This window comes from Idiomarina zobellii, assembly GCF_900100855.1.
In the GTDB taxonomy this organism is placed as follows: domain Bacteria; phylum Pseudomonadota; class Gammaproteobacteria; order Enterobacterales; family Alteromonadaceae; genus Idiomarina; species Idiomarina zobellii.
Map to the genome: position 1 here is coordinate 1 of NZ_FNCB01000009.1, position 24288 is coordinate 24288.

At 47.4% G+C, this 24288-nt stretch carries 24 protein-coding genes and 1 rRNA gene; 1 reads left to right on the top strand and 24 read right to left on the bottom strand.

The window, feature by feature from the left end:
- The 5 genes from BLT32_RS08485 to rluD all read right to left on the bottom strand — a co-directional run.
- Nucleotides 1-120, bottom strand: a 16S ribosomal RNA gene (locus BLT32_RS08485); the annotation flags it as partial.
- 382 nt (nucleotides 121-502) lie between these two features.
- Complete coding sequence (gene pssA, locus BLT32_RS08490) at nucleotides 503-1333, bottom strand: CDP-diacylglycerol--serine O-phosphatidyltransferase (protein WP_053954014.1); 831 nt, start codon at nucleotides 1331-1333, stop codon at nucleotides 503-505.
- Between the two features lie 88 nt (nucleotides 1334-1421).
- On the bottom strand, nucleotides 1422-3995 hold the full coding sequence (gene clpB, locus BLT32_RS08495; RefSeq protein ID WP_053954015.1) for an ATP-dependent chaperone ClpB: 2574 nt from the start codon (nucleotides 3993-3995) through the stop codon (nucleotides 1422-1424).
- A 72-nt stretch (nucleotides 3996-4067) separates the two neighbouring features.
- Nucleotides 4068-4766 carry a peptidoglycan editing factor PgeF gene (gene pgeF / locus BLT32_RS08500; RefSeq protein ID WP_053954016.1) on the bottom strand — a complete coding sequence of 233 codons (699 nt, stop codon included), beginning with the start codon at nucleotides 4764-4766 and terminating at the stop codon, nucleotides 4068-4070.
- Nucleotides 4741-5706 (bottom strand): 23S rRNA pseudouridine(1911/1915/1917) synthase RluD, encoded by a 966-nt coding sequence (gene rluD / locus BLT32_RS08505; protein ID WP_053954017.1) that lies wholly within the window; start codon nucleotides 5704-5706, stop codon nucleotides 4741-4743. The genes pgeF and rluD overlap by 26 nt, the downstream gene beginning before the upstream one ends.
- A gap of 111 nt (nucleotides 5707-5817) precedes the next feature.
- Here rluD and BLT32_RS08510 point away from each other — a divergent pair, with 111 nt between their 5' ends.
- Nucleotides 5818-6588, top strand: a complete 771-nt coding sequence (locus tag BLT32_RS08510; protein ID WP_053954018.1) for an outer membrane protein assembly factor BamD — start codon at nucleotides 5818-5820, stop codon at nucleotides 6586-6588.
- An 18-nt stretch (nucleotides 6589-6606) separates the two neighbouring features.
- On the opposite strand, the gene glnB is transcribed toward BLT32_RS08510, so the two are convergent.
- From glnB to BLT32_RS08605, 19 genes are all read right to left on the bottom strand, one after another.
- A complete protein-coding gene (gene glnB, locus BLT32_RS08515; protein ID WP_053954019.1) occupies nucleotides 6607-6945 on the bottom strand; it encodes a nitrogen regulatory protein P-II in 339 nt (112 codons plus the stop codon).
- Between the two features lie 9 nt (nucleotides 6946-6954).
- Nucleotides 6955-8586, bottom strand: a complete 1632-nt coding sequence (locus BLT32_RS08520; RefSeq protein ID WP_053954076.1) for an NAD+ synthase — start codon at nucleotides 8584-8586, stop codon at nucleotides 6955-6957.
- Nucleotides 8587-8651: 65 nt separating this feature from the next.
- Nucleotides 8652-9779, bottom strand: a complete 1128-nt coding sequence (gene flhB, locus BLT32_RS08525; protein ID WP_053954020.1) for a flagellar biosynthesis protein FlhB — start codon at nucleotides 9777-9779, stop codon at nucleotides 8652-8654.
- A 23-nt stretch (nucleotides 9780-9802) separates the two neighbouring features.
- Nucleotides 9803-10588, bottom strand: a complete 786-nt coding sequence (gene fliR / locus BLT32_RS08530; protein WP_053954021.1) for a flagellar biosynthetic protein FliR — start codon at nucleotides 10586-10588, stop codon at nucleotides 9803-9805.
- Nucleotides 10588-10857: a flagellar biosynthesis protein FliQ gene (gene fliQ, locus BLT32_RS08535; protein WP_053954022.1), complete on the bottom strand. Its 270-nt coding sequence runs from the start codon at nucleotides 10855-10857 to the stop codon at nucleotides 10588-10590. The genes fliR and fliQ overlap by 1 nt, the downstream gene beginning before the upstream one ends.
- Nucleotides 10858-10865: 8 nt before the next feature.
- Nucleotides 10866-11612: a flagellar type III secretion system pore protein FliP gene (gene fliP / locus BLT32_RS08540; RefSeq protein ID WP_053954023.1), complete on the bottom strand. Its 747-nt coding sequence runs from the start codon at nucleotides 11610-11612 to the stop codon at nucleotides 10866-10868.
- Nucleotides 11612-11977, bottom strand: coding sequence for a flagellar biosynthetic protein FliO (fliO, locus tag BLT32_RS08545; protein WP_235443993.1), 366 nt, complete (start codon nucleotides 11975-11977; stop codon nucleotides 11612-11614). The genes fliP and fliO overlap by 1 nt, the downstream gene beginning before the upstream one ends.
- Nucleotides 11937-12395: a flagellar motor switch protein FliN gene (gene fliN / locus BLT32_RS08550; RefSeq protein WP_053954025.1), complete on the bottom strand. Its 459-nt coding sequence runs from the start codon at nucleotides 12393-12395 to the stop codon at nucleotides 11937-11939. The genes fliO and fliN overlap by 41 nt, the downstream gene beginning before the upstream one ends.
- A gap of 30 nt (nucleotides 12396-12425) precedes the next feature.
- Nucleotides 12426-13490 (bottom strand): flagellar motor switch protein FliM, encoded by a 1065-nt coding sequence (gene fliM, locus BLT32_RS08555; protein WP_053954077.1) that lies wholly within the window; start codon nucleotides 13488-13490, stop codon nucleotides 12426-12428.
- 16 nt (nucleotides 13491-13506) lie between these two features.
- Complete coding sequence (gene fliL / locus BLT32_RS08560) at nucleotides 13507-14046, bottom strand: flagellar basal body-associated protein FliL (protein WP_053954026.1); 540 nt, start codon at nucleotides 14044-14046, stop codon at nucleotides 13507-13509.
- A gap of 75 nt (nucleotides 14047-14121) precedes the next feature.
- Nucleotides 14122-15945 carry a flagellar hook-length control protein FliK gene (locus BLT32_RS08565; protein ID WP_053954027.1) on the bottom strand — a complete coding sequence of 608 codons (1824 nt, stop codon included), beginning with the start codon at nucleotides 15943-15945 and terminating at the stop codon, nucleotides 14122-14124.
- A 63-nt stretch (nucleotides 15946-16008) separates the two neighbouring features.
- Nucleotides 16009-16455: a flagellar export protein FliJ gene (gene fliJ, locus BLT32_RS08570; RefSeq protein WP_053954028.1), complete on the bottom strand. Its 447-nt coding sequence runs from the start codon at nucleotides 16453-16455 to the stop codon at nucleotides 16009-16011.
- Between the two features lie 4 nt (nucleotides 16456-16459).
- Nucleotides 16460-17809: a flagellar protein export ATPase FliI gene (gene fliI, locus BLT32_RS08575; RefSeq protein ID WP_053954029.1), complete on the bottom strand. Its 1350-nt coding sequence runs from the start codon at nucleotides 17807-17809 to the stop codon at nucleotides 16460-16462.
- Nucleotides 17810-17812: 3 nt separating this feature from the next.
- Nucleotides 17813-18571, bottom strand: coding sequence for a flagellar assembly protein FliH (gene fliH, locus BLT32_RS08580; RefSeq protein WP_053954030.1), 759 nt, complete (start codon nucleotides 18569-18571; stop codon nucleotides 17813-17815).
- 13 nt (nucleotides 18572-18584) lie between these two features.
- Entirely contained in the window at nucleotides 18585-19631 is a 1047-nt protein-coding gene (gene fliG / locus BLT32_RS08585; RefSeq protein ID WP_053954031.1) for a flagellar motor switch protein FliG, read from the bottom strand.
- The gene (gene fliF / locus BLT32_RS08590) at nucleotides 19624-21321 is read right to left on the bottom strand and encodes a flagellar basal-body MS-ring/collar protein FliF (protein WP_162838080.1); all 1698 of its coding nucleotides are present in this window, start codon (nucleotides 21319-21321) and stop codon (nucleotides 19624-19626) included. Before fliF ends, fliG begins: the two co-directional genes overlap by 8 nt.
- A gap of 48 nt (nucleotides 21322-21369) precedes the next feature.
- The gene (gene fliE / locus BLT32_RS08595; RefSeq protein WP_053954033.1) at nucleotides 21370-21702 is read right to left on the bottom strand and encodes a flagellar hook-basal body complex protein FliE; all 333 of its coding nucleotides are present in this window, start codon (nucleotides 21700-21702) and stop codon (nucleotides 21370-21372) included.
- A gap of 67 nt (nucleotides 21703-21769) precedes the next feature.
- Nucleotides 21770-23170 (bottom strand): sigma-54-dependent transcriptional regulator, encoded by a 1401-nt coding sequence (locus BLT32_RS08600; protein WP_053954078.1) that lies wholly within the window; start codon nucleotides 23168-23170, stop codon nucleotides 21770-21772.
- A gap of 10 nt (nucleotides 23171-23180) precedes the next feature.
- Complete coding sequence (locus tag BLT32_RS08605; protein ID WP_053954034.1) at nucleotides 23181-24188, bottom strand: sensor histidine kinase; 1008 nt, start codon at nucleotides 24186-24188, stop codon at nucleotides 23181-23183.
- Between the last annotated feature and the right edge of the window lie 100 nt (nucleotides 24189-24288).

Here is a 24288-nt window from a genome sequence, read left to right on the forward strand (position 1 = left end):
TTACTCACCCGTCCGCCGCTCGTCAGCAGAGAAGCAAGCTTCTCTCTGTTACCGCTCGACTTGCATGTGTTAGGCCTGCCGCCAGCGTTCAATCTGAGCCATGATCAAACTCTTCAATTAAAAGTAGTTCAATCAACTCAATGAATTACGCGTTTTTGCTTAGCTTCATTAATGAAACCTTGCTGAACACTCATTCAAAAGTTGCAATACATATTTCTGTTTTGCGTAACTTCTGCAAGTGCCCACACAGTTTGCTTGGCTTGATATAGTTGTTAAAGAGCGTTGCTTCTTCCGAAGCAGGGAGGCGTATTCTACACTTCCCGATGATTTCGTCAACCTCTTTTTCTGGACTTTTTGTCCGACTGACAAAACCGCCGTTGCCCGACTCAACTCAGTGAGTATCTCGTGACAACGGCGGCGAATTATAGCGATCTTTTGTGCCCTTTCAAGATCTTTTTTAAGAAAAATGATCACTTGCCTAGATCATAATCAATTTGATGACTTATTCGTCTTTATCAGACTCTTTTTTCTGTTTCTTATCGACATCGCCGTCTTGGTTAAAGTCAGCATCATCATCGTCGTCATCTCCAACGACATGCTCTAACTTCAGCTTTTTCACATTTTTAATGGTGAATACTGGCCCAGACAAGGCGTATAAAAAGAAAATAGAGAACAAAACTAAAGATGGTTGAGTAGCAACGATAACGAAAGCCAATACAATCACTAATATAACTAAGAAAGAGACTTTACCCTTCCAGTCTACATCTTTAAAAGAGTGATAACGGAAGTTTGTTACCATCAATAAGCCAGCACAAATAGTAATAATGGCTGCAATGCCGCCAATATCAGAACCTTCAATACCGTATTCAGAGCCCACCCAAACTAAGCCGGAGACTATCGCGGCCGCGCTTGGAATAGCTAACCCCTGAAAGTAACGTTTATCAGAAGAGCCTAAATTCGTATTAAATCGTGCAAGTCGTAACGCTCCACCAGCAACAAATATAAATGCAGCCAACCAACCTAACTTACCTAAGTCAGCAAGTGCATAGTTATACATCACAAGCGCCGGAGCCATACCAAAGGAAACGATATCCGCCATGCTGTCAAATTCAGCCCCAAAATCACTTTCGGTATTGGTCATTCTGGCTACACGTCCGTCAAGCCCATCAAAAATCATCGCAATAAAAATCGCAACGGCCGCTTCGACAAAACGCTCGTTCATCGAGGCAACAATGGCATAGAAACCAGAAAACAAACCTGCCGTAGTGAATAAGTTTGGCAGTAAGTAAATACCCCGGCGTTTGCCGTTAGTATTTGAACTATCGTTACTCATGCAAAAACACTCTTAGTTATTAATAGAAAGTGAACAGGTTATCACAACAAGGCTTCGGGTAGGAAATCCCCGAGCCTTGTTGCCTCTGTTACTGACTAATCACTAGCGCTTCATTCTCAACACTGACTTTTATCGGTTTAGCAGGTTGAATCTCTCCGGATAAGATTTTCTGCGCTAACGGATTCTCAAGTTCATGTTGAATCGCTCTTTTCAGAGGTCGCGCCCCAAATACCGGATCAAACCCTGTACGAGCCAGATGCGCTAACGCATCATCATCGACTTCAATCTCAAAGTCTTTCTCTTCCAGGCGCTTAAACAGCAGCTGTAACTGGAATTGAGCAATCGAGCGTATCTCAGCTTCACCCAATGGATGGAATACCACGGTGTCATCAACCCGGTTAATAAACTCAGGTCTGAAATGACGCCCCAATACTTCCATGACTTCCGCTTTCATTTGTTCGTACGTATGCTCTTTCGCATGCTCTTGTATGAGATCAGAGCCCAAGTTCGATGTCATAATAATCACGGTATTTTTAAAATCGACCGTGCGACCCTGTCCATCTGTTAGGCGACCGTCATCCAATACCTGAAGCAATATGTTGAATACATCCGGATGGGCTTTCTCTACTTCGTCAAGCAAGATGACAGAATATGGTTTGCGACGCACCGCTTCCGTTAAATACCCCCCTTCTTCATAACCTACATAACCCGGAGGTGCACCAACTAAGCGAGCTACGGAGTGCTTCTCCATAAACTCAGACATATCAATTCGAACCATCGCATCGTCTGTATCGAACATAAAATTCGCCAACGCTTTGGACAACTCAGTTTTCCCCACACCGGTTGGACCCAGGAATAAAAATGAGCCTATAGGTCTGTTTGGATCACCCAAGCCCGCGCGCGAACGACGAATGGCATTTGCGACTGCCTCGACCGCTTCGTTTTGTCCGACAACACGATTATGCAGGTTATCTTCCATATGAATGAGTTTTTCACGCTCACCCTCAAGCATTCTTGCAACAGGAATACCGGTCCAACGCGACAGTACATCGGCAATCTCTTCGTCGGTTACGCGGTTTTTCAGCAAGCTCATGTCCTGCATTTCGGCCTGCAATGCCAAGTCTAACTGACGCTCTAATTCAGGAATGCGCCCATACTGAAGCTCCGACATGCGGTTCAAGTCTCCCGCTCGGCGAGCGATATCCATGTCGGTACGTGCTTGCTCAAGCTGAGCTTTAATATGCTGCGTGCCCTGAACCGCTGCCTTTTCGGTATTCCATACTTCTTCTAACTCTTTGTATTTGCGTTCTTGGTCTTCCAGCTCTTCGTGTAAAATTTCTAATCGTTTTTTACTGGCGTCATCTTTTTCTTTCTGCAGCGCCTGACGCTCCAGCTTTAACTGAATAATGCGACGCTCTAACCGATCTAAATCTTCTGGTTTAGAGTCAATTTGCATACGAATACTCGAAGCCGCTTCGTCAATTAAATCGATAGCTTTATCGGGTAACTTACGATCACTGATATAACGGTGCGACAACGACGCCGCTGCAACTATTGCGGGATCAGTTATTTCCACCGAGTGATGTAGCTCATAACGCTCTTTCAAGCCTCGCAAAATCGCAATGGTGTCTTCTACGGTTGGCTCATCGACCAAGACTTTCTGGAAGCGACGTTCTAAAGCGGCGTCTTTCTCAATATATTGGCGGTATTCATCTAATGTTGTTGCACCGACGCAATGAAGTTCGCCACGCGCAAGCGCCGGTTTCAGCATGTTACCTGCGTCCATTGCACCTTCAGCCTTACCGGCACCGACCATAGTATGCAGCTCATCAATAAAGAGGATGATTCGGCCTTCTTCTTTCGACAGCTCGTTCAATACTGCTTTTAATCGTTCTTCAAATTCACCGCGGAACTTCGCCCCCGCTAAAAGAGAACCTAAATCCAGTGATAATACACGTTTGTGTTTCAGCCCTTCGGGCACTTCTCCGTTAACAATTCGCTGCGCTAAGCCTTCAACAATCGCGGTTTTACCCACCCCCGGCTCACCAATAAGAACCGGATTGTTTTTAGTACGACGCTGTAACACCTGGATAGTCCGGCGAATTTCTTCGTCCCGACCAATGACAGGATCAAGTTTGCCCTGCTCGGCGCGCTCTGTTAAATCAATCGTATATTTATCGAGAGCCTGGCGTTGCTCTTCAGCGTTCGGATCATCTACTTTTTGACCATCTCGAATATCATTAATCGCTTTTTCCAGCGCATCTCGCTTTATACCCTGCGCTTTAAATATTTCGCCCAATTTGCCTTTGTCTTCCGTTGCAGCTAGCAAAAAGAGTTCAGAAGAAATATAAGAATCGTTACGCTTCTGTGCATATTTGTCGCACAAATTGAGTAACTGTACAGTCGCCTGAGAAAGCTGGACGTCGCCACCAGTTCCCTCTACTTGCGGCAATGCATCCAAGGCTTTTGACAAGCTTGCTCTGAATTGTGGGATATCGATACCCAACATTGTAAATAATGGACGGACTGAGCCGCCATTCTGGTCTAGCAATGCCTGCATTAAATGTACAGGCTCAATAAATTGGTGATCACGACCCAGCGCTATGGATTGCGCGTCGGCAATCGCCATTTGGAATTTACTGGTGAATTTATCGTGCCTCATGGTACTACCTCACTTAAATCTTTCGTTGATTTAAATGTGGGTACTTTTTGGGCGTTTTCAAGTTTTCAGCTATTATTTTCGCCAAATAATTGACGCAAATCGGGCTGCGGCTTTTTCCTTACGCCAGGAGTACCATAATTCAGAGTGGGTCACAGTACATTCATAGCTCTGAGTAATAGCAGTAATACCAAACTGGCGGCAAATCATTTCTGCAATACCAGGCAAGTCCGCTAACCATTTTGCTCCAGCCGCCTTGAAAAACGGTTTCGCGTCAGAGTTAATCGAGACAAACGCATCGAAAACATCCTGACCAACTTCAAACGCATCTGGGCCAATCGCTGGACCTATCCAAACACTTAAACTCGATGGATCTGCAGAGAACTTTTCTAATGCCTTTTGCAACACGCCATCTGCCAAACCTCGCCATCCAGCATGAATTGCCGCTATTTCTTTGCCGTCGGATGAACAAATAAGTATAGGTAAACAGTCTGCGGTCAATACCGCGCATACACTGCCGGGCTGAGAACTATAAGCAGCATCCGCTATGCTTGTTTTAAAAGGCCATGACAACACATTGCTCGTATGTTGTTGCTGCAACCACACCACGGAATGAGGTAGCGATAATTCACGCTCTAAACGGCGTCGTCTCAACAGCACAGCAGCTGGATCATCGCCCACATGAACCGCTAGGTTGCCAAACGCCCTTGTTGTAATTGCAACACCAACATTGTCAGGCAGCGTCCAATTAGGATGAAAAACGTTTTGCGTCACGCTTCAACTCTTCAATTAAATGCTCAAAATCGTCCGGACGGTCAACGTGGAATTCAAGCCATTCACCCGTAATGGGATGATGTAACCCCAGAGAAGCAGCGTGTAAAGCTTGTCGATTAAAGTTTCTCAGAGTTTGTAAGAATTGGTCATCGGCTTGTTTCGGCGGGCGCGGACGGCCTCCATAGGTCAAGTCACCAACCAGCGGATGTTTGATATGTGCCATGTGCACACGAATTTGATGCGTTCGTCCAGATTCCAGACGCAAGCGCAACAAGGTGTGTGCCCGGTAGCGGTCTAATACTCGATAATGAGTCACTGCGGGCTTTCCGGACTGAACCACGGCCATGTGCGTTCGCTTAGTTGGGTGCCGCCCAATGGGCTCGTCGACCATCCCGCCGGCGGTCATCACGCCGTTACACACGGCCTCATACTCGCGTGTAATTTCACGCGCCTGCATCATGGACACTAATTGTGTCTGCGCAGGTACCGTACGTGCAACCACCATCAACCCGGTTGTATCCTTGTCCAACCGGTGAATAATACCGGCTCGTGGCACCAAATCGAATTGTGGATCATAATGCAACAAACCGTTGAGCAGAGTTCTATCCGGCGCTCCGGCTCCTGGATGAACTACCAGACCTGCTGGCTTATTAATCACCAAAATGTCATCGTCCTGATAAACAATATCCAACTCTACCGGCTGCGGAACGTGACGCTCTTCACTTTCAATTTCAGCATCCACGGCCACTAACATGCCGGTCTCGACTTTCTCACGGGGCTTTTTCACGACCTCGGCATTAACCGAAACCTTCTCCTCGGTTATCCACCCTTTTAAACGAGAGCGAGAATAGTCCGGGAACAACTCAGCAAGTGCCTGGTCTAATCGTTTTCCTGTTAATGACTCAGGAACAATAGCTTCTAATTCAATACGTTTATTCATATATTCGGTTTCGACTGTCAAAGCCTTAAAGGCTGCGTTAGAATGCAAGAATATGCTAGTGTAACGGTTTGCCCGTGCAGCGCCAAAAAAATATAGGGAATACTGCTAAATATGTTAAGTAAACAACTCGGCCGACACATTGTATTATCCACAGCGCTTTGCTTTATGGCTGTTGGTTGTTCGAGCCAACCTGACGAAGAACAACAAGTTGCTAAAACCCAAATTGAGTCACTTTACGAGCAAGCTCGTGAAAGTATGGCGGCAGGTAACTTCAATTTAGCCCAAGAGCAGCTGTCGAATCTGAACCGACGTTTCCCGTTTGGTCCTTATGCGCACCAGGTGCAACTCGACCTCATATACTTACATTACAAGTTAGATAATACCGAGGAAGCGCTAGCCGCAATTGATCGCTTTATTAGCCTTAACCCGAATCATAAAGACATTGATTACGCCATGTATATGCGCGGCTTGGTCAACCAGCGCGCTGAGCACAACGGTATTCATGCAATGTTTGGCGTTGACCGCTCTGACCGCGACTCTTCAATGGCTGAAGAAGCGTTTAAGGACTTTGCAGAATTAGTTCGGAAATACCCGGACAGTGAATATGCAGCCGATGCAAAAAAACGGTTAGTCGCTATAAAGAGTCGTCTGGCGAAAAAAGAATTAGCTGTTGCTCAATATTATATGGATCGCCAAGCTTATTTAGCGGCGGCCAATCGAGGGCGCTACATTCTGGAGCACTTTTCTGACACGCCAGAAGTGGAAAACGCTTTAGCGATGATGGTAGAAAGTTACGATCAATTAGATTTACCAGAATTACGCGAAGACGCTTTGAAAGTGTTAAGAGCTAACTTCCCGGGGAATCAGTTAGTCAGCAATTAATGAGAAAGGCGCGGTTGTTTAAACCGCGTCTTCATTTTCCTCACCGGTTCGAATGCGAATGACTCGTTCAATATCGGTAATGAAGATTTTGCCATCACCTATTTTGCCGGTTTGAGCGGTTTCCATAATGGCCTCAATACACCGCTCGACATCATCATCGCCAACGACTACTTCTAATTTTACCTTCGGCAAAAAGTCGACCATATACTCTGCACCGCGATACAGCTCAGTGTGGCCTTTCTGACGACCGAAGCCTTTAACCTCAGACACAGTCATGCCGGCAATACCGACTTCTGACAATGCTTCTCTCACGTCATCAAGCTTGAAAGGTTTTATAATGGCTTCAACTTTTTTCATAACGCTTCCCTATTGCCCTTGTCGTTGCAATTCATAGCGATAATGACTGGTAATAGGATAACGGCGATCTTTACCGAAGTTTCTTGGTGTCACTTTCGGACCAACTGCCGACTGACGACGTTTGTATTCGTTCAAGTCGACTAATCGAACCACCCGGCGAACATCTTCTTCGCTAAACCCTGCAGCAACAATATCCGTTACTGACCAGTCTCTCTCTACATACAATGCCAGAATTCGGTCTAAATCGCCATAGTCAGGCAACGAGTCTGAATCGACTTGGTCTGGTGCTAACTCTGCCGATGGAGGACGATCTATCACTCGCTGAGGAATACAGTCGCCTAATGTGTTTCGATATTCAGCCAACTGATACACCAACAATTTAGGCACATCCTTTATCGGCGCAAAACCACCACACATATCGCCATAAAGCGTTGCATAACCCACAGCCATTTCACTTTTATTACCCGTTGTCAGCACCAACGACCCGGTTTTATTCGACAGCGCCATAAGCAGTACACCACGACAACGTGATTGTAAGTTTTCTTCCGTTGTGTCGGTTTCCGCGCCTTTAAAAAGCGGCGTTAATTGCTGCATAAATTGGTCGAACATTGGCTCAATAGGCACAGAGTCATATTGAACGCCAAGCGTATGCGCCTGCTTTTCAGCATCTTCAAGGCTCATGTCTGAGGTATACCGGAAGGGCATCATCACGGCCTGAACTTTATCAGCACCCAACGCATCAACAGCGATAGCCAGAGTTAATGCCGAATCAATACCGCCAGATAAGCCTAACACTACACCTGGGAATCCATTTTTCGTGACATAATCTCTAACCGCTAAAACCAGAGCGTCATACACATTGGCTAAGTCATTTTGCGACTTATGCGGAGGGAAGGTCTGACAATGAAGTTTCCCGTTTTCATAACTCAAACTAGTCAGCGTTGTCTGACAATGCGGCAGCTCGGCCAGCAATTGACCATCGTCATCCATCACAACAGAATGTCCATCGAAAACCAGCTCGTCTTGTCCACCACAGTTATTTAGGTACACAATGGGCTTAGACGACTCCGATACGCGTTGTCTCAATACGCCCAAACGTTGCTCATGCTTATTCAGCTCATAAGGCGACGCATTTATCGATAAGACAAAATCAATGTCGTCTTCAGCCAATCGTTGTAATGGCTCGGGATGCCACAAATCTTCACATATTTGTAGGCCAATGCGGACGCCATGCCACTCGAACACCTGACTTTCATGACCTGGAATAAAGTAACGCTGTTCGTCAAACACACCATGATTAGGTAAGCGCTGCTTGAAATAACGTAATAAGCATTCACCGCGATGCAGCACCGACATGGCATTAAAAAGTTCGCCACCAACATGCTGTGGGTGTCCGACAATAACCACACAGTCAGACGCTGCGGCGCTTATTTGCTCCACGGCGTTATCGACAGCCTGACTTAAATCGTTGCGTAACAGTAAGTCTTCCGGTGGATACCCCGTAATGGCCAACTCCGGGAACACGATAATGTCGTGTTGCTGACCCTGCTCACGAATGGTTTTTAAAATTAATGCGGTATTGTTGTAAATTGCGCCAACGGTAAAGTCCAGTTGCGCCAGGCACAAATTAAGTTCAGCCATAACTGCTTCCAATTTAACCACTGCCGACATCGGCACGAATGGTGGCGAATGATATAGCAGCGTTGTTAGTAGCGCAAATCTTCGGGAATTGGTGACTCGCTGTCAGGCTTTTTCGGACGTTTCGCCTGACCTTGCTTAAACAGGCGTAACTGATATACATAAGCAAGAATTTGTGCGACAGCAACAAACAGCCCCTGCGGAATTTCTTTCTCCAGCTCCGTGGTGTGGTAAACAGAACGCGCCAATGCGGGCGACTGCACCAATGGAATGTCATACTCCAAAGCAATTTCCCGAATCTTCGCTGCTGTTTCGTCGGTTCCTTTCGCTAATAGCACAGGCGCTTGTGAGCCACCATCTTCATATTTTAACGCCACCGCATAATGGGTTGGGTTGGTTACCACTACGTCTGCTTTAGGCACTTCCTGCATCATGCGGCGATTCGCCATTTCCATTTGCAAGCGACGAATACGACCTTTAACTTCCGGGCTACCCTCTGTATCTTTATGTTCGTCTTTGACTTCCTGTTTCGTCATGCGTAAGTCTTTGTTGTGTTTCCATAACTGGAAAGGCGCATCGATCACCACAATCAAAAAGATTGAACAGCAAAGTAGTAAGAACATCCATAGCAGAATATCAAGCGCATTCCCTATCATATTTGGCATTTGCCCCATCGACATTTGGAGAATATCGACAAACTGCCATTTCAACAAAAAGTACGCCGAAACAGCAACAACCGAAAACTTGGCAATGGCTTTAACAAGCTCGACTAAAGCTTGAATACCAAACATGCGCTTAAAGCCGTTAAGGGGGTTCATACGACTGAATTTAGGCGCCATGGCTTTGGTCGAGAAGGAAATACCACCCAACCAGCTATTACCGAAAAAGGTGGCCACTAAAACAAAAGCGAAAATAATGAGTACTGGCCACATGATAAAGCCGAAGGCAATACCAAAAGCTTCGTAAATTTTTGTGGTATCAAAGGCTTGCTGACGGTCGATAGTAAACATCGTTTGGAACACATTGCGAGCACCCTCATACAACCAATCACCAAACCACATAAACGCAATAGCAGCGCTCACCAATACAAACGCCGTTCCCATTTCTTTGGAGCGCGCAACCTGGCCCTTCTCGCGGGCCTGCTGTTTTCGTCGCTCCGTGGGGTCTTCTGTGCGTTCCTGATCAGTCTCTGCCATTACTCTCTACCTTATCCCCGAGTCTAGCTACACTGAGAGCCAATAACTGTGCACATCACGTCAATTGCACGCTGCCATTGATTTTCAAAATGGAAAATGAAGCCGCCCATTGTCAACCAAAGTACGACCAAACCACTCACCATAGTAATTGGGAAACCTATTGCGAAAATGTTCAGTTGTGGTGCTGCTCGTGTCATTACGCCGAAACCTAAATTAATGAGTAAAATAGCAATAACACCGGAGAGCATCGCGGCTAAAGCGGCTGAGAACATCACCGCACCATATTCAGCAATCGCCATAAAAGCATCAGCATCCAGCCCGGTCATGCCAACGGGCACAGCCTCAAAACTGGCCATTATCATGTGAATCATCAATAAATGACCATCAAAGGCTAGAAATACTAAACTGGCAAGCATTAGAAAAAATTGCGCAATAACCGGTACCTGCTGGCCATTCGTGGGGTCAACCATCGACGCAAACCCCAAACCAATCTGCATAGCTATAACCTGGCCGCCAAGTACAAATATTTGTAGGAAAAGCAGCGATACCAGCCCCAAGGCTACACCAATAACCACTTGTTGCGCGGTCACTAAAAAACCACCCACTGATGTCATTTCAACACCAGTTGACACCTCAGGCAATGCAGGAGAAATAGCTAAAATGATGGCTAACGATAGGAAGATCTTGATACGTGCGTTAACCAGGGTGCCGGAAAATAGCGCCATACTGCCTATCATGGCGGAGACCCGTGTTAACGGCCAGAGATGTTGCTCTAGCCACTCCAGGACAACAGAAGTGACCAAGTCCATTAGCCAACCACTTCAGGAATCCGATTAAACATTTCGATGGTAAAGTCCATCACCGTTTCGGTCAGGAAATGCCCCCCAAGACCGATAACAGCAAGCGTCACTAATAAACGAGGTAAGAAACTTAAGGTCTGTTCGTTAATTGAGGTGGCGGCCTGAAAAACAGCAACCACTAACCCGACCAACAACCCGGGCAAAATGATGAATGCCACCATAATCACAATAGTTTTCAGCGCTTCCTGAAAAATATCCAAAAACATTTCTGGTGACATACGTCCTCCTAGACCCCGAAACTTCCGGCCAGCGTACTCATGGTCAGACTCCAGCCATCCACTAACACAAATAGCATCAGCTTAAAGGGCAGTGACACAATCATTGGCGATAACATCATCATACCCATGGCCATAAGAACACTGGCGACCACTAAGTCGATGATTAGGAATGGAATAAACAGCATAAAGCCAATTTGGAAGGCCGTTTTGAGCTCTGAGGTAATAAAAGACGGGATCAAAATAGACATCGGCACGTCTTCTGGTGCTTCAATGCCCTCTTCACCTGAAATATCAATAAAAGTTTCCAGGTCAGTTAATCGTGTTTGCGCCAGCATAAAGGCTTTCAACGGTGCTTTTGCTCGGTCAACGGCTTCCAGTGACTGAATTTCTTCATTCATGTAGGGCTGCAAAGCTTTGTCATTAATTTCATTCAGCACCGGCGACATAATGAAAAAACTCAAAAACAATGCAATACCCAATAACACCTGATTCGACGGTGACTGCTGTAAACCTATAGCCTGGCGCAGTATCGCCAAAACAATAATAATTCGAGTGAAAGACGTCATCATAATGACCATTGCCGGTATAAAGGTCAGCGCGGTCATTATCGCGAGAATTTGCAGTGTTACTGAGTACTCTTGAGTACCGTCAGGGTTTGTTTTGACCGTAACAGCGGAAAGATCCTGCCAGGCAAAAGCCTGCTCGGGTATCAGCAAAAACGTCGTAAATAGTATGAGATACAACCAGCGATTCATTATTCTTTTTTTCCTTCCAGGTTGATATCAGACGGTAGTTCTTTTAAACAGTCAATGCGCTGCTGGGTAACACCTAACAACAGTTTTTCGCCCCCAACATCGACAATGACCAAGCGCTCTTTGGCGCCTAAGGACACGCTACTTAACACTTTCATACCCGAAGCGCCCTGAAATTTCAGGTTAAACCGTTTTAACAGTGACGCCAATACAACAATGACCACTAAAACGGCAAAAAGCGCCAATACCATGGCGCCTATATCATTACCGGACACTATTGCTTTTTGCTCGGTTTGGGCAAGTACCGTCACCGGCAGCGCCAGCAAACTAACGAAGCTTGCGAATACGCTCAATTTGACTAATAACATCGGTTAATCGTATCCCGAATTTATCATTAACAACAACCACTTCGCCGTGCGCAATCAAGGTACCGTTCACCAAAACATCCAAGGGTTCCCCAGCAACACGTTCTAATTCAACAACAGAGCCCTGATTCAGCTGAAGTAAGTTACGAATGCTTATTTGGCTACGCCCTACTTCCATTGAAATAGTGACCGGAATATCAAGAATTGCATCCAGTTTACGCTTCTCTTCTTCACCAACCGGCGCATCTTCGTTAAGCTCTTCCAGCTCTGCGGTTTGCACGTTGTCCATGCCTGAATGACTGGCATTACTTGGCTTTTCGCTTTCCGATGCATCGCCTTCTGAAGACTCTTCATCTTCTGCAGCTGCCTGTTCAGCCATTGCTGCTTCCCAGTCATCCATATCTTTATCGTCGTTACTCATTTTGCAACCTCACTTTCTAAGCAGCAATTATTATAAATCAATGTCTTCTTCTAACTGTTGAAGCTCAGCATCTCCGCCTATTCGGCGACCACCACGCGTCAACATGTGAATATCAGATTTGACGGTTTCCGGACGTTTAATTTTGTCGGAAATCTTCAACGCCACATTGTCTCTTGAGCGCCCCATTTTCGCATGGAACGTTGGTAAGTCTTCTATCAGAACGGTTAAATCATCCGGCACTTCCAGAGGAATAACGTCGCCTTCTTGCAAGTCCATAACTTCCCGTAGCGACATTTCGGTTTCCGCCAATTTGGCAATCATTTCAACCGGAACGTCCATAATTTCATCACGCAGCGCTTTACTCCAGCGCATATCGGTATCTTCTTTGTCTGACTGAACACCGGCGTCTAGCAGCTCTCGGATAGGCTCAAGCATGGAATAAGGTAAAGCTATGTGGAAGTCACCACCACCACCATCAAGCTCAATATGGAACGAACTGATAACGATAACTTCCGTCGGACTCACAATATTAGCCATCGCCGGGTTTACCTCTGAGTCCAGATACTCAAAGCCGACATCCATGACCGGTGCCCAGGCTTCCTTATAGTCTTCAAAGACTAATTTCAGCAGCATTTGAATTATACGGCGTTCCGTCGGCGTAAACTCACGACCTTCTATTTTTGCATGATAACGGCCGTCGCCACCGAAGAAATTGTCGACCAGAATAAAGACCAGGCGGGCTTCCATAGTTATCAGCGCAGTACCTTTAAGCGGACGAAAACGCACCATGTTCAAACTCGTTGGAACAAACAGTGTATGCACATACTCGCCGAATTTAATCATTTGCACACCGTTAATGGAGACCTCGGCAGTGCGACGCATCATATTGAATAAGCTTACGCGCATATGACGAGCGAACCGTTCATTAACGATTTCGAGAGTTGGCATACGCCCACGAACAATTCGGTCTTGCGACGAAAAGTCATAGTCGAGCGCATCCGCCGAGGCTTCTTGCCCCTCCGAATCCTCTTCTTCTACGTCGTCAACGCCGTGTAAGAGTGCGTCAATTTCGTCTTGTGATAGTAAGTCGCTCACAGCCATAAATGCTCACTTATTGCATTACCAAACTGGTAAATAAAACTTGTTCGACGACAGGCTTCCCAGTCACTTCCTGAAGTGCATTTCGCACTTCCGTTAACGCTAATTCGCGCAATTGTCCTTTGCCTTCCGCCGTTTTTAATCGGTCTGCCGTCGATGATGAGAACACTTCATGTAACGTTCCTTCAATCAACGGGATATGTTTTTTCGCCAGCTCTTCGTTTTCCTCACCGCGTACCATTAATTGCGCTTTTATCTGCACCGTCCGCTCTCTTGAGTCTCCCGGCACGATAAACACAAATGGACGTGGCATACCCACATACAGCGCATTACCAATTTCCGGGGCTGACGCATTCTCGAAGTCATTACTCGCCTGCTCCGGAGTCTCCCGCGGCGTCGCTTCATTGGACGATGTGCCGCCGAAAAGCCATAGAACCAGTATGACAGTAGCAACCAGTACTAAACCAATAACGCCGAACAGTATCAGCTTTTTCTTCTTACCGCCGGTGTCTTCCTGCTCTTCGTTTTGCTCTGTATCTTTCTCTTCAGCCATTTCGCTTTCCTTGGGTCAACGCTATATCGGTTTTTATGTTGCTACTATAGCCTGAATAGGCTCCCAACGTCACCGTTATACGTAAAAATCCACGCGACCATCGGTCACAACCTGACCATCCTGCAAGGCAATTTCAGACTCCTGCGTCCAGTGCTCTCCTTCCGAACCGGAGGTATTTTCACCGTCGCCTGTACCACTACCATCCCTAGCCTGCTCACCGACCTGAGTATCCGCTAAGTTCAGCCCTTGCTGCTCCATCATTTCCCGCAGACGAGGCATAGCCGATTCTATCGCCTCTCGGGCTTGAGCATTCTGTACCTGAAACTGAACCGTTGTCTGTTCACCGCTTACATTGACTCGTATTTGCACGTTGCCAAGCTCAGGTGGATCAAGCCGGATGTCGGCTCGCTGAATATTTTTGCTCATCATAATATTGATGCGCTCTTGCAGTTTTTGCGACGCTTCAGTCTGCTGCAAATCTAACGGCCTTTGTAGTGCCTGCAAAGTATTCGCCGAGCTGCTCTCTGATGCTGCTACAGTGCCTTGAGTCGTCGACACCATTTGACCTTGTATTGCTTTGGCGGCTCCAGCATCAGACAATGCATCGACTGTATTTCTGAACGCTTGATTCACCTGGGCATTTTCAGCCGTTTTAGTCGCCAACTCACCATCAGATTTTAACGCTTTGTCGCCTTTTATCTGACCATCAGTAGCCAACTCAGCCTTAGTATTTTTATCGGTTTTCGCTAACTGCTCGGCTCTGGACTCACTTTGACCTTTGTTTGCGTCCGTTGCACTTATCGCAAATTCCGCTTTACCAGACTTCGCATCAGTCGAAGCTCCTACCGCCGATGCCTTATCACTACTTTGTTTCAGTGTTTGCCTTAAATCGGCAATCAGTTGTTCTGCTTTAGTCGCCTGTTCTTTCGTCAGTGACTCTTTATTACCAGACGCCCCCGCCATTAACTGACGAAGCTCAGCCATTAATTGCTCTAAGTTGCCGCGTTCTTTGCCCGTAAGCGCCTTAGCATCCGTATTGCCGTTCTCTTTCAGCGCCGCTAACTGGGCTTCCAGTTGCTTCATTAACTGTGAAGGATCAGAACTTTTTTGTGACTCCTGCTTTGATTCAGGTGCGACGTCTCGTAGCGCAGCCAACAATGCATGTGATACCTGCCTGGCATCCGACTGTTTATTGGTGTCTTTCCCTGCAGCAATATTCTCTGACAATGCTTTATCTTTACCAACCAACAATTTATCCGCATCAGACTTAGGCATCATGGGTTCAAGCAATTGCACAAGGAACTTTTGATTGGCTGCATCAGTACCGCCCTTGGCAATCGCATTTAATTGCTCCATCAGCTGTTGTTTCTGCTCGTCGGTCATTTTTGCCAGCATACTTTCGGCAAGACTTTGCCGCTGTTCAGCCGAAAGCTCTTTTCGCTCACCTTGCTTATGACTGAGTTTATCCACAAACACAGCCAGTAACTTTTCAAGGTCTGCGTCACTCAGTTCGATATCACCAGTTTTCTCCAGCTGCGTTTCCTCAATACTGACCACCGCAGCAACCTCATCGGCCGATAACTCTGCCTCTCCCTCTTCGCTGGACACTTCGGCCATCTGCTGCTGCATTTCCTGCAATAGCTCAAACAGGTTACTTTCCACCGGCCCGCCAACATTCCGACGCCCTTCATCACCAATCTCTTTCTTGATAATGGCTTGTTCCGGTGTCAGCTTCACTTGCTGGAACTCTTTGCCTTTTTCGGTTTGTTGCATCATCAAACGGGAGAATTCGCCTTCAGAACTTTTGTCCGTGCCAAGCGACCACTCTTTCCCTGAGGCTTTGCCGCCAGTGCGGACAAAGTTTTCCGTTGATTCTGTTAAATTCAGCAGCTGTTGCATAGTTTCATGTCCTGAATAACTGACTTGCTCCAAGTGAAGCAAGAAGCGTTCCAACTATTTGCGTCAGGCTTTTTTATCCCGAATAAAGCGTTGACTGGAAAAGTCGTCCAAATTCTTTTGCTCTTTGCGTGCTTGCACCTTTTGCGCACGTTTTTCTTTTTCTTTAATCAGGTGCTCGATAGATTCTCGTTTTCGACGCTGCGCCAACCACCGCTCTTTACGCTGAGCCAACACCTGCTGCAACTTAACAACTTCGTGGTGCAATTGTTCAACACCCTCATCGAGTTTGCCGACAAACGCATGGTATTGGCTCACCTGCATCGACTGAATGCCGCCCTGACCCCGCTGTTGTAGCTGATTCAAGTAGTCGAGTCGGTATTTTGACATGCCGTCCAGTCGCATCTGGTTATCCTGAACCTGCTGTTGCACCTCAGCAAAGTCTTTTGCGGTCTTATCTTCACGCTGTTGTTCCAAGTCCAGCAGCATTTTTAGTTGGCTTAATTCGGCCATTTATCTAGCTACCGGCTGACTGTTGCTGATTCGGATGAATTAATTGATTCAGTTCCAACAAGCTCTCATCGTAGCTAACCACCTGTTTCATTGGCTGTTGAAGAAACTGAGCAACTTTTGGCTGCATCGCAATGGCTTGATCAATAGCCGGATCACTCCCGCGGGTGTAGGCGCCAATAGAGATAAGATCTCGGTTACGACGGTAATTCGAATACCATTGCCGCACCTGAATGGCTTGTTTCATATGTTCTTCAGAAACGACTTGCGGCATAACACGACTAATTGATGCTTCGACATCTATGGCTGGATAGTGCCCAGAGTCCGCCAGCTCACGATTTAAAACGATGTGTCCGTCAAGAATTGCTCGCGCTGAGTCGGCAATCGGATCCTGTAAGTCATCGCCTTCGGTTAGAACGGTATAAAACGCGGTGACAGAGCCCTGTCCTTCGCCGCCATTGCCCGCCCGCTCAACAAGTGCCGGTAATTTAGCAAATACAGACGGTGGATAGCCCTTGGTTGCCGGGGGCTCACCCACCGCCAGGGCAATTTCACGTTGTGCCATGGCGTAACGAGTGAGTGAGTCCATTAGCAGCAAAACGTTTAAACCTTGGTCACGGAAATACTCCGCGACTTGTGCTGCCGTTTCACAACCGCGCAAACGAATAAGGGGAGACTGGTCAGCCGGTGCCGCAATAACCACGGCTTTTTCCAAACCTTCCTCACCCAGTATCTCTTCAATAAACTCTTTGACCTCACGCCCCCGCTCACCGATCAGGCCAACAACAATGACGTCAGCGTTAGTACCTCGGGTCATCATGCCAAGTAACACACTTTTACCAACACCACTACCGGCGAACAGACCCATACGCTGCCCCTGCCCGACGGTTAAGCAAGCATTAATTGCGGTCACACCAACATCCAGTGGTTGTTTTACCTGGCGGCGATTCAATGGGTTCATGGGTTTACTACGGTAGGTTTTACCGTCAGAAAAAATAGGGCCTTTGCCGTCGAGAGGTTCACCGCGGGCGTCAATAACCCGTCCGAGTAATTCCATGCCTAAGGGGAGTTGATTCTTGCGGCTTAAGGGACGAACACGGGCGCCTGGCACGACACCTAAGGCGTCTTCCGTAGGCATTAAATAACTAATGTTACCTTCAAAGCCCACCACTTCGGCCTCAATGTCGCCACCGGCGGCTTCCACCGCAACGCTGGAGCCCACAGACGCACGGCAACCAACAGCTTCAAACATTAGCCCCACAACGCGAGTTAAATAGCCCGATACAGCCACCGACGGCTTTTCAATGCGCTGACGCTTTTTTCGAAGTTCTTGAATCAGTGTCTCTGATGCGCCCATCGGTTACCCCTTAACGCGGCTGAAAACATCTTCCATACGCGTCTCTAAACTGTAATCTATGGTCGAGCTCTCAGTCGTCACACGACAACCACCGCGTTCAAGTAACTCGTCTTTGTTCAGCAACCAGCCTTTTTCTTTCAGCTCAGACTCACTGTAAACCGACTCAATCAGTTCGATATCATCGGGGTTTAAGTGTATAACCACCCGCTGATCGGTGACCGGCAATACCGATACCGCTTCGCGCACCGCATTCACAATCATGTCTTTTGAGTGTTCGGCTGCATCCAGACAAATGACACGGGTCAGTTCGCTGACCATATCAATGAGCTCTTCCTGCACCGCTTCGGTAATACGTTCATTCGGTGTCGATAAGCTTTGCAATAAGGCTTCGAGTTTACTGCGTTGCTCTTCAATAACCTCGTGACCGGCGGCGATACCTTCCTCTTTACCGGCTGCAACACCTTCTTCTTTGCCGGCTTCATAGCCTTCGTCGTAGCCCTTTTTGAGACCGTCTGTGCGACCGTTTTCAAAACCTTCCTGATACCCCTCGTCGCGAGCCGCCTGACGAATTTCTTCCAGCTGTTCAGCAGTTAACGGCTGCAACTCTTCTTCGTCATTATCGTCCGCTTCCGGCGGCTCATACTGCCACCGTCTTGGTTTGTTTAACGCATTTACCTGGGACCCTTCGCGCAGTTCCTGCGAGGTCATGTCCGGCAAGTCCCAGTGACTGAAATGCGTATTGTCATCGCGGTTGTCGCTCATACAGCTTTAATCCTTATAGGAACTCTTCACCGCCACCGCCGCCAAGCATAATTTCGCCTGCGTCAGCTAATCGACGTGCCGCCGCCAGAATGTCTTTCTGCGCTGCTTCTACGTCACTAATACGTATGGGTCCCATGGCTTCAAGGTCGTCACGCAGCATATCGCCAGCACGTTTCGACATATTCTTGAAAATTTTCTCCTGAACCGCTTCGTCGGCACCTTTCATTGCTTTTTGCAATGTTTCGCCCTCGACCTCACGCAACAGAGTCTGAATACCACGGTCGTCGACATCGACCAAATTCTCGAAAACGAACATCAAGTCCTGAATGTTCTGGCTCATTTCTTCGTCCTGCTCGCGGATAGAGTCCATCAACTGACCTTCGATGTTGGTATCCAGGTAGTTCATGATATTCGCTGCCGCTTTCAGGCCGCCCATCTTCGCTGCCTGAGCGCCTGCCTGACCCGCGAATTGTTTCTCCATAATCTCGTTCAACTCTTGCAGTGCTGCTGGTTGAACCTCTTCTAAGTTGGCAATTCGCATCATTAGGTCTAAGCGAACCTTCTCCGGGAACTGCGCCATAATTTCGGCGCTTTGCTCAGGGTCAAGATACGACAGAACAATAGTCTGAATTTGCGGGTGTTCGTTGCGAATAATGGTCGCCACTTGTTTTGAGTCCATCCACTTCAATGAGTCGAGGCCTTTCGAGCCGCCGCCCATGACAATTTGCTCAATCAAGTTGCCGGCTTTGTCTTCACCCAGCGCCGAGGTCAGTGCCTTACGCACAAACTCTTCACTCTTGAAGCCAATATTGGTGAACTTCTGAATTTCTTCCAGGAACAAGTGATGAACAGCGTTGACTTTGTCCTGGTTGAAATCTTCCAGACTTGCCATGGCCATACCCACCTTCTGTACCTGCTTAGGCTCGAGGTGCTTCAGAATTTGTGCTGCGTCTTCTTCAGAAAGACTCAGCAGCAATATAGCCGCTTTTTCAACGCCCTCAAGGGAGTTCACATCGAACTCAACCTTGCCGCGTTTAGTTTTCATATCTTGATCAGGCATCTTCGTTCAACCATGCTTTGACAACTTGCGAAGACAGTTCAGGCTCGTTGGCAACCAGCGCTCGAACCGCTTTCAACAAGTCTTCATCTTTATGCAAGTCCGGTAACTGCAGGCTGCCGTCTGCACCAAACCCAACTGCACTCTCATCAAACTGTGAGGATAACAGATCAATGGTTTCATCGCCCATTGCTTCATCGCCTTCAAATAGCGCTTCTGCATCGTCCTCAACACCGGCTTCCGGATTCATCAGTTTCTTAAGCATCGGACGAACGACTGCTAATATCAAGACCATGATAACTAACGCGCCCATGACCAAGCGGAAAGCGCGCCAAAACCACGGTTGCTCCCATAAAGGTACTTCACCATCACCGAGTTGCGGCAACTGAGCAAAAGGTACAGACACGACTTCCAAAGCATCGCCACGGTTAATGTCAAAACCTAAACCACCTTGCAATAAGCGACGGATATTGGCGAGCTCTTCCGCACTGCGCGCTTGTTGTTGTGCCTCACCACCTTCACCAGTGACTTGCTCATGATTCACAGCAACCGAAACGCTCAGGCGCTCGATAGTACCGGTTTGGTTTCTTGTGTGTGTAATTGAATTATCCAGCTCATAGTTACGTGTCGCTTCACGGTGACTACTGCCATTCACAGAGCCGCCGGCGCTGCCTGGCCCCGCCTCTTCCGGTATATCCGACTCCAGTGGAGGCTGGTTGGTTAACGCGCCCGGAATACCGCCAATAGGACTACCCGTAGAACGATTTTCTACGGTCATTTCACTGCGAATCGCCGGCATATCAGGGTTAAACTGGCGCTGCGTTGATTCACGCTGAGTGAAGTCCATAGTGACATCCACCTGCGCCGTATAGTTGTCATAACCCAGCACTGGAATCAGAATACTGTCAATTTTTTCTAAATATTCTGCTTCGCGTTTTTGTTCAATTTGATATTCGCGCGAGCTTTTAGCAGCCAGTGCACTTTGCGAACCAGAATTTAATAAACGGCCGGCCTGATCGGTAACGGTGACATGCTCGGTGCTTAAGCCTGTAACCGAAGAAGCCACCATGTCGACAATCGACGCGACTTCTTCTTCGCTCAATGAAGTACCGCCACGAACATTCAGCATAACCGACGCTTTTGGCTGCTTCTCACGGCGAGCAAAAACGTTCTGCTTAGGTACAGCCAGCAGCACGCGCGCGGCTGATATCTTTTTCATCTCTTCAATAGCACGGGCTAACTGTACTTCGCGAGAGTGAATTAAGCGCTCTCTTTCCAGACGCTGACTGACACCAAAGCCCGGTTCGCTCATTAAAATTTCCGAGCCATCTGACTCAGCATTGCCATAGCTGACACCCGCACGAGTCAACTCTAACTTTATCGCATCGTATTTTTCTTCAGGCACAGAAACCGTATTGCCGTTCACTTTATAGTCAATGCCATTGGCATCCATATAGTCCAGCGTGCTGACTAACTCCTCGGTTTCCAGTTTACCCAAAGGGCGATACGTTGGCTCTTGCGCCCACAGCATAATAAATACGGCAATAGCAACACAGATAGCCAGTGCCAGTACCACAATAACCTGGCGCAGCATGTCAAAGTTGCCCAGCATATCCATAATGCCGGATTTCTCATTGCCTTCACCCGAAGCGCCTGTGTCCGGAGAGTCCGGAAGTGCATTGTCCTGCACCATTAAGTCTGTTGATTCAGCCACAATTCAAATCTCCAGTGCTACTGCGGTTTATACCGGCATTGACATGATTTCTTTGTACGCATCGACTATCTTGTTGCGTACCTGAACGGTTGCCTCAAAGGCAATGCTTGATTTTTGACTGGCTATCATGGTTTGTTCCAACGTTACATTGGGGTCACCAAGCTCCATACGAGTTTTTAAGTCGCCCGAGGTTTGCTGCAGCTCGTTAACATTATCGATAGCGCTTTTCAGCATATTCGAAAAGTCGGCATTCGCAGTATTTCCCGGAAGGGCATTTACATTGGTTGCCTTGTCGCTTTGAGACGCTTGTGCAGACATAGCCTGCATCTGCTGGTAGAGAGCGTTGGCTTCCACTTTCATAATTCACCCCGTCAAAAAATCATCATTAACAATTCTTAACAGATATTATGCAAGTGAAATGCCAACTTTAATTTATGGAGAGACCTTGTTCGCGGATTTTTGCTAATTTGTAACGCAGCGTGCGTGGGCTAATGCCTAGCTCATCGGCAACCGGCTTACGTTTTCCCTGGTGCCGCTGAAGTGCGTCTTTAATAATTCGATACTCTTGGTGAAACAACGAATCATCTAATTTATCGGCTGACTCCGATGCACCTTCGAGTGTGTCTTTCGTTGAGTTTTGTGAGTAACTCACTTGCTCAGGAAATACAGCTTCGCTATTGGCATCGGACTCGGTGCTTTGGTTTAACTCCAGCATTAAGTCATCAGGCTCAATCACTTCATTGCGATGCAACACCAGCGCGCGCTGAACCACATTCTCCAATTCCCTGACATTACCCGGCCAGTGATACTGGGTTAAGCAATGTTTAGCATGCTCACTAAACGACACTGGCGTTTTAATGCCCGAGCGCTGTTTGTGCCGCTGCAACAGGTTTTCTGCCAACGGCAGAATATCGGCGGGACGCTCAGCCAACGGCCGCCAGTGCAGAGGAAACACATTTAAGCGATACATCAAGTCTTCACGAAACTCGCCTTCGGTCACTGCTTGCTGCAAGTCTCTATTCGATGTCGCCAGAATTCTAACATCCAATTGAATGGTCTTCCGGGAGCCTAAACGCTCCACCTGCTTTTCCTGAATCACGCGCAAAAGCTTTGCCTGTAAGTGCAACGGCATTTCCGTGACTTCATCGAGCAAAATAGTACCGCCCTGCGCCAGTTCAAACTTACCCGGCTGCGACTGTGTTGCGCCGGTAAATGCACCTTTCTCATAGCCAAACAGCATGGACTCCAGCATATTTTCAGGAATTGCTGCGCAGTTAATGGCAACAAAAGGCGCCTGTGCACGACTGGATTGTTTATGGATATAGCGCGCCAGCACTTCTTTACCGGTCCCACTTGGGCCTGTGATCATCACACTGGCATCACTGTCTGCAACACGTTTTGCCATGGCAAACACCTGTTGGCTGGACGCTTCTTCCGCTACCGGACTCACATCATCAATAGCACCGTCCGGTAAATACCGTTGCACCAATGTTTGTAACTTTTCGATGGAAAACGGCTTCGTCAAATAATCGACAGCGCCTTCACGCATAGCCACGACAGCGTCGTCAACTTTGGCAAAGGCTGTCATCATAATGACCGGAATATCAAACTGTTGACGATTCATGCTGCGCAGCAGCTGCAAGCCATCAACACCTGGCATTTGCACATCGCTTATCACTAACGACACTTTATTGCCTTTCAGCGCAATGAGCGCTTCTTCGCCGTTGGCCGCTTCAATACACTCACAATCAGCCAGCTCAAGTGTGTCGACAATAGCCTCGCGAAGGGAAACATCGTCTTCGACGACCAGAACATTTCGTGCATTCATAGTTTCACCGTTAGCCATAACGCACCTCGCTTACCGGTTGCTCATTAAAACAATGAACCGGAATAGAGAGTGTGAAGCGACTGCCTTTACCCAGCTCGCTTTCCCAGTCAATGCTGCCATGATGAGCTCGTAAAACCGTTTGTACGACAGCTAAACCAAGCCCGGTGCCATTTGATTTTCCGGTAAAAAAGGGCGTAAATATTTGCGCTTGCTTTTCTTTATCAATGCCAGCACCTGCATCTATGACGGAAACACACCAGTTATTTCCTTCGACATGTGTTTTGACCAATACCTCTTGGCCCGCCTGGCTGGCATCTATGGCGTTATTAATCAAATTCTGTAATGCACCAGTTAGTGCGGTTTTATTCCCTTTCAACACAGCACTGTGCCCGCATTCAGGCATGACAATATTGACATGATGCTGTGCCGCATAAGACTCAACATTTGAAGCAACCGTACTCAATAAGCTGTCCGTTGTCAGTTCTTCCAAGACGGGCTTTTCGCCGCTTTTAGCAAACAACAGCATGTCATTGACCTGCTGTTCGAGGTTATGCAAACGAGACAGTAATTTATGGGAGAAACGTTGCTGCTTAACCGGCGATATCATGCCTTGTGATAAGTTTTGTGCGTAGAGAATCGCAGCTGACAAAGGGGTTCGTATTTGGTGCGCTAACGACGCCACCATTTTCCCCATTGATGATAAACGCTGTAAGTGAGAAATACGCTGTTGCAGTTGCCGAGTTTCGGTTAAATCAGTTAAGACAATTAGCTGGCCTGGTTTTTCATTCACCTCAGAGGTATCTATACGAACTCGTCGCCCATTTTTTAACGACACTTCGTGCCAGTCATCGGCTTTGGGAGCGAACAGTGTCGCGACAAGATCACGCCATACTTCGCCTTTGAGCGAGTGTTCCAGTAATGATTGCGCATTGTCATTGCAGTAGTCCACAACACCGTGACTGTCGAGCAAAATTACGGCATTTGGCATCGCATCAATAATTTGATGGTAGGTCGCCATACTGACATCTCCCACTTCACACTAAGTTTTAATTAGGCTTAGTAATGCAAAATGGATGCCAGCAAATTATTGTTTTATTTCAATGAGTTAAGATGTCAAA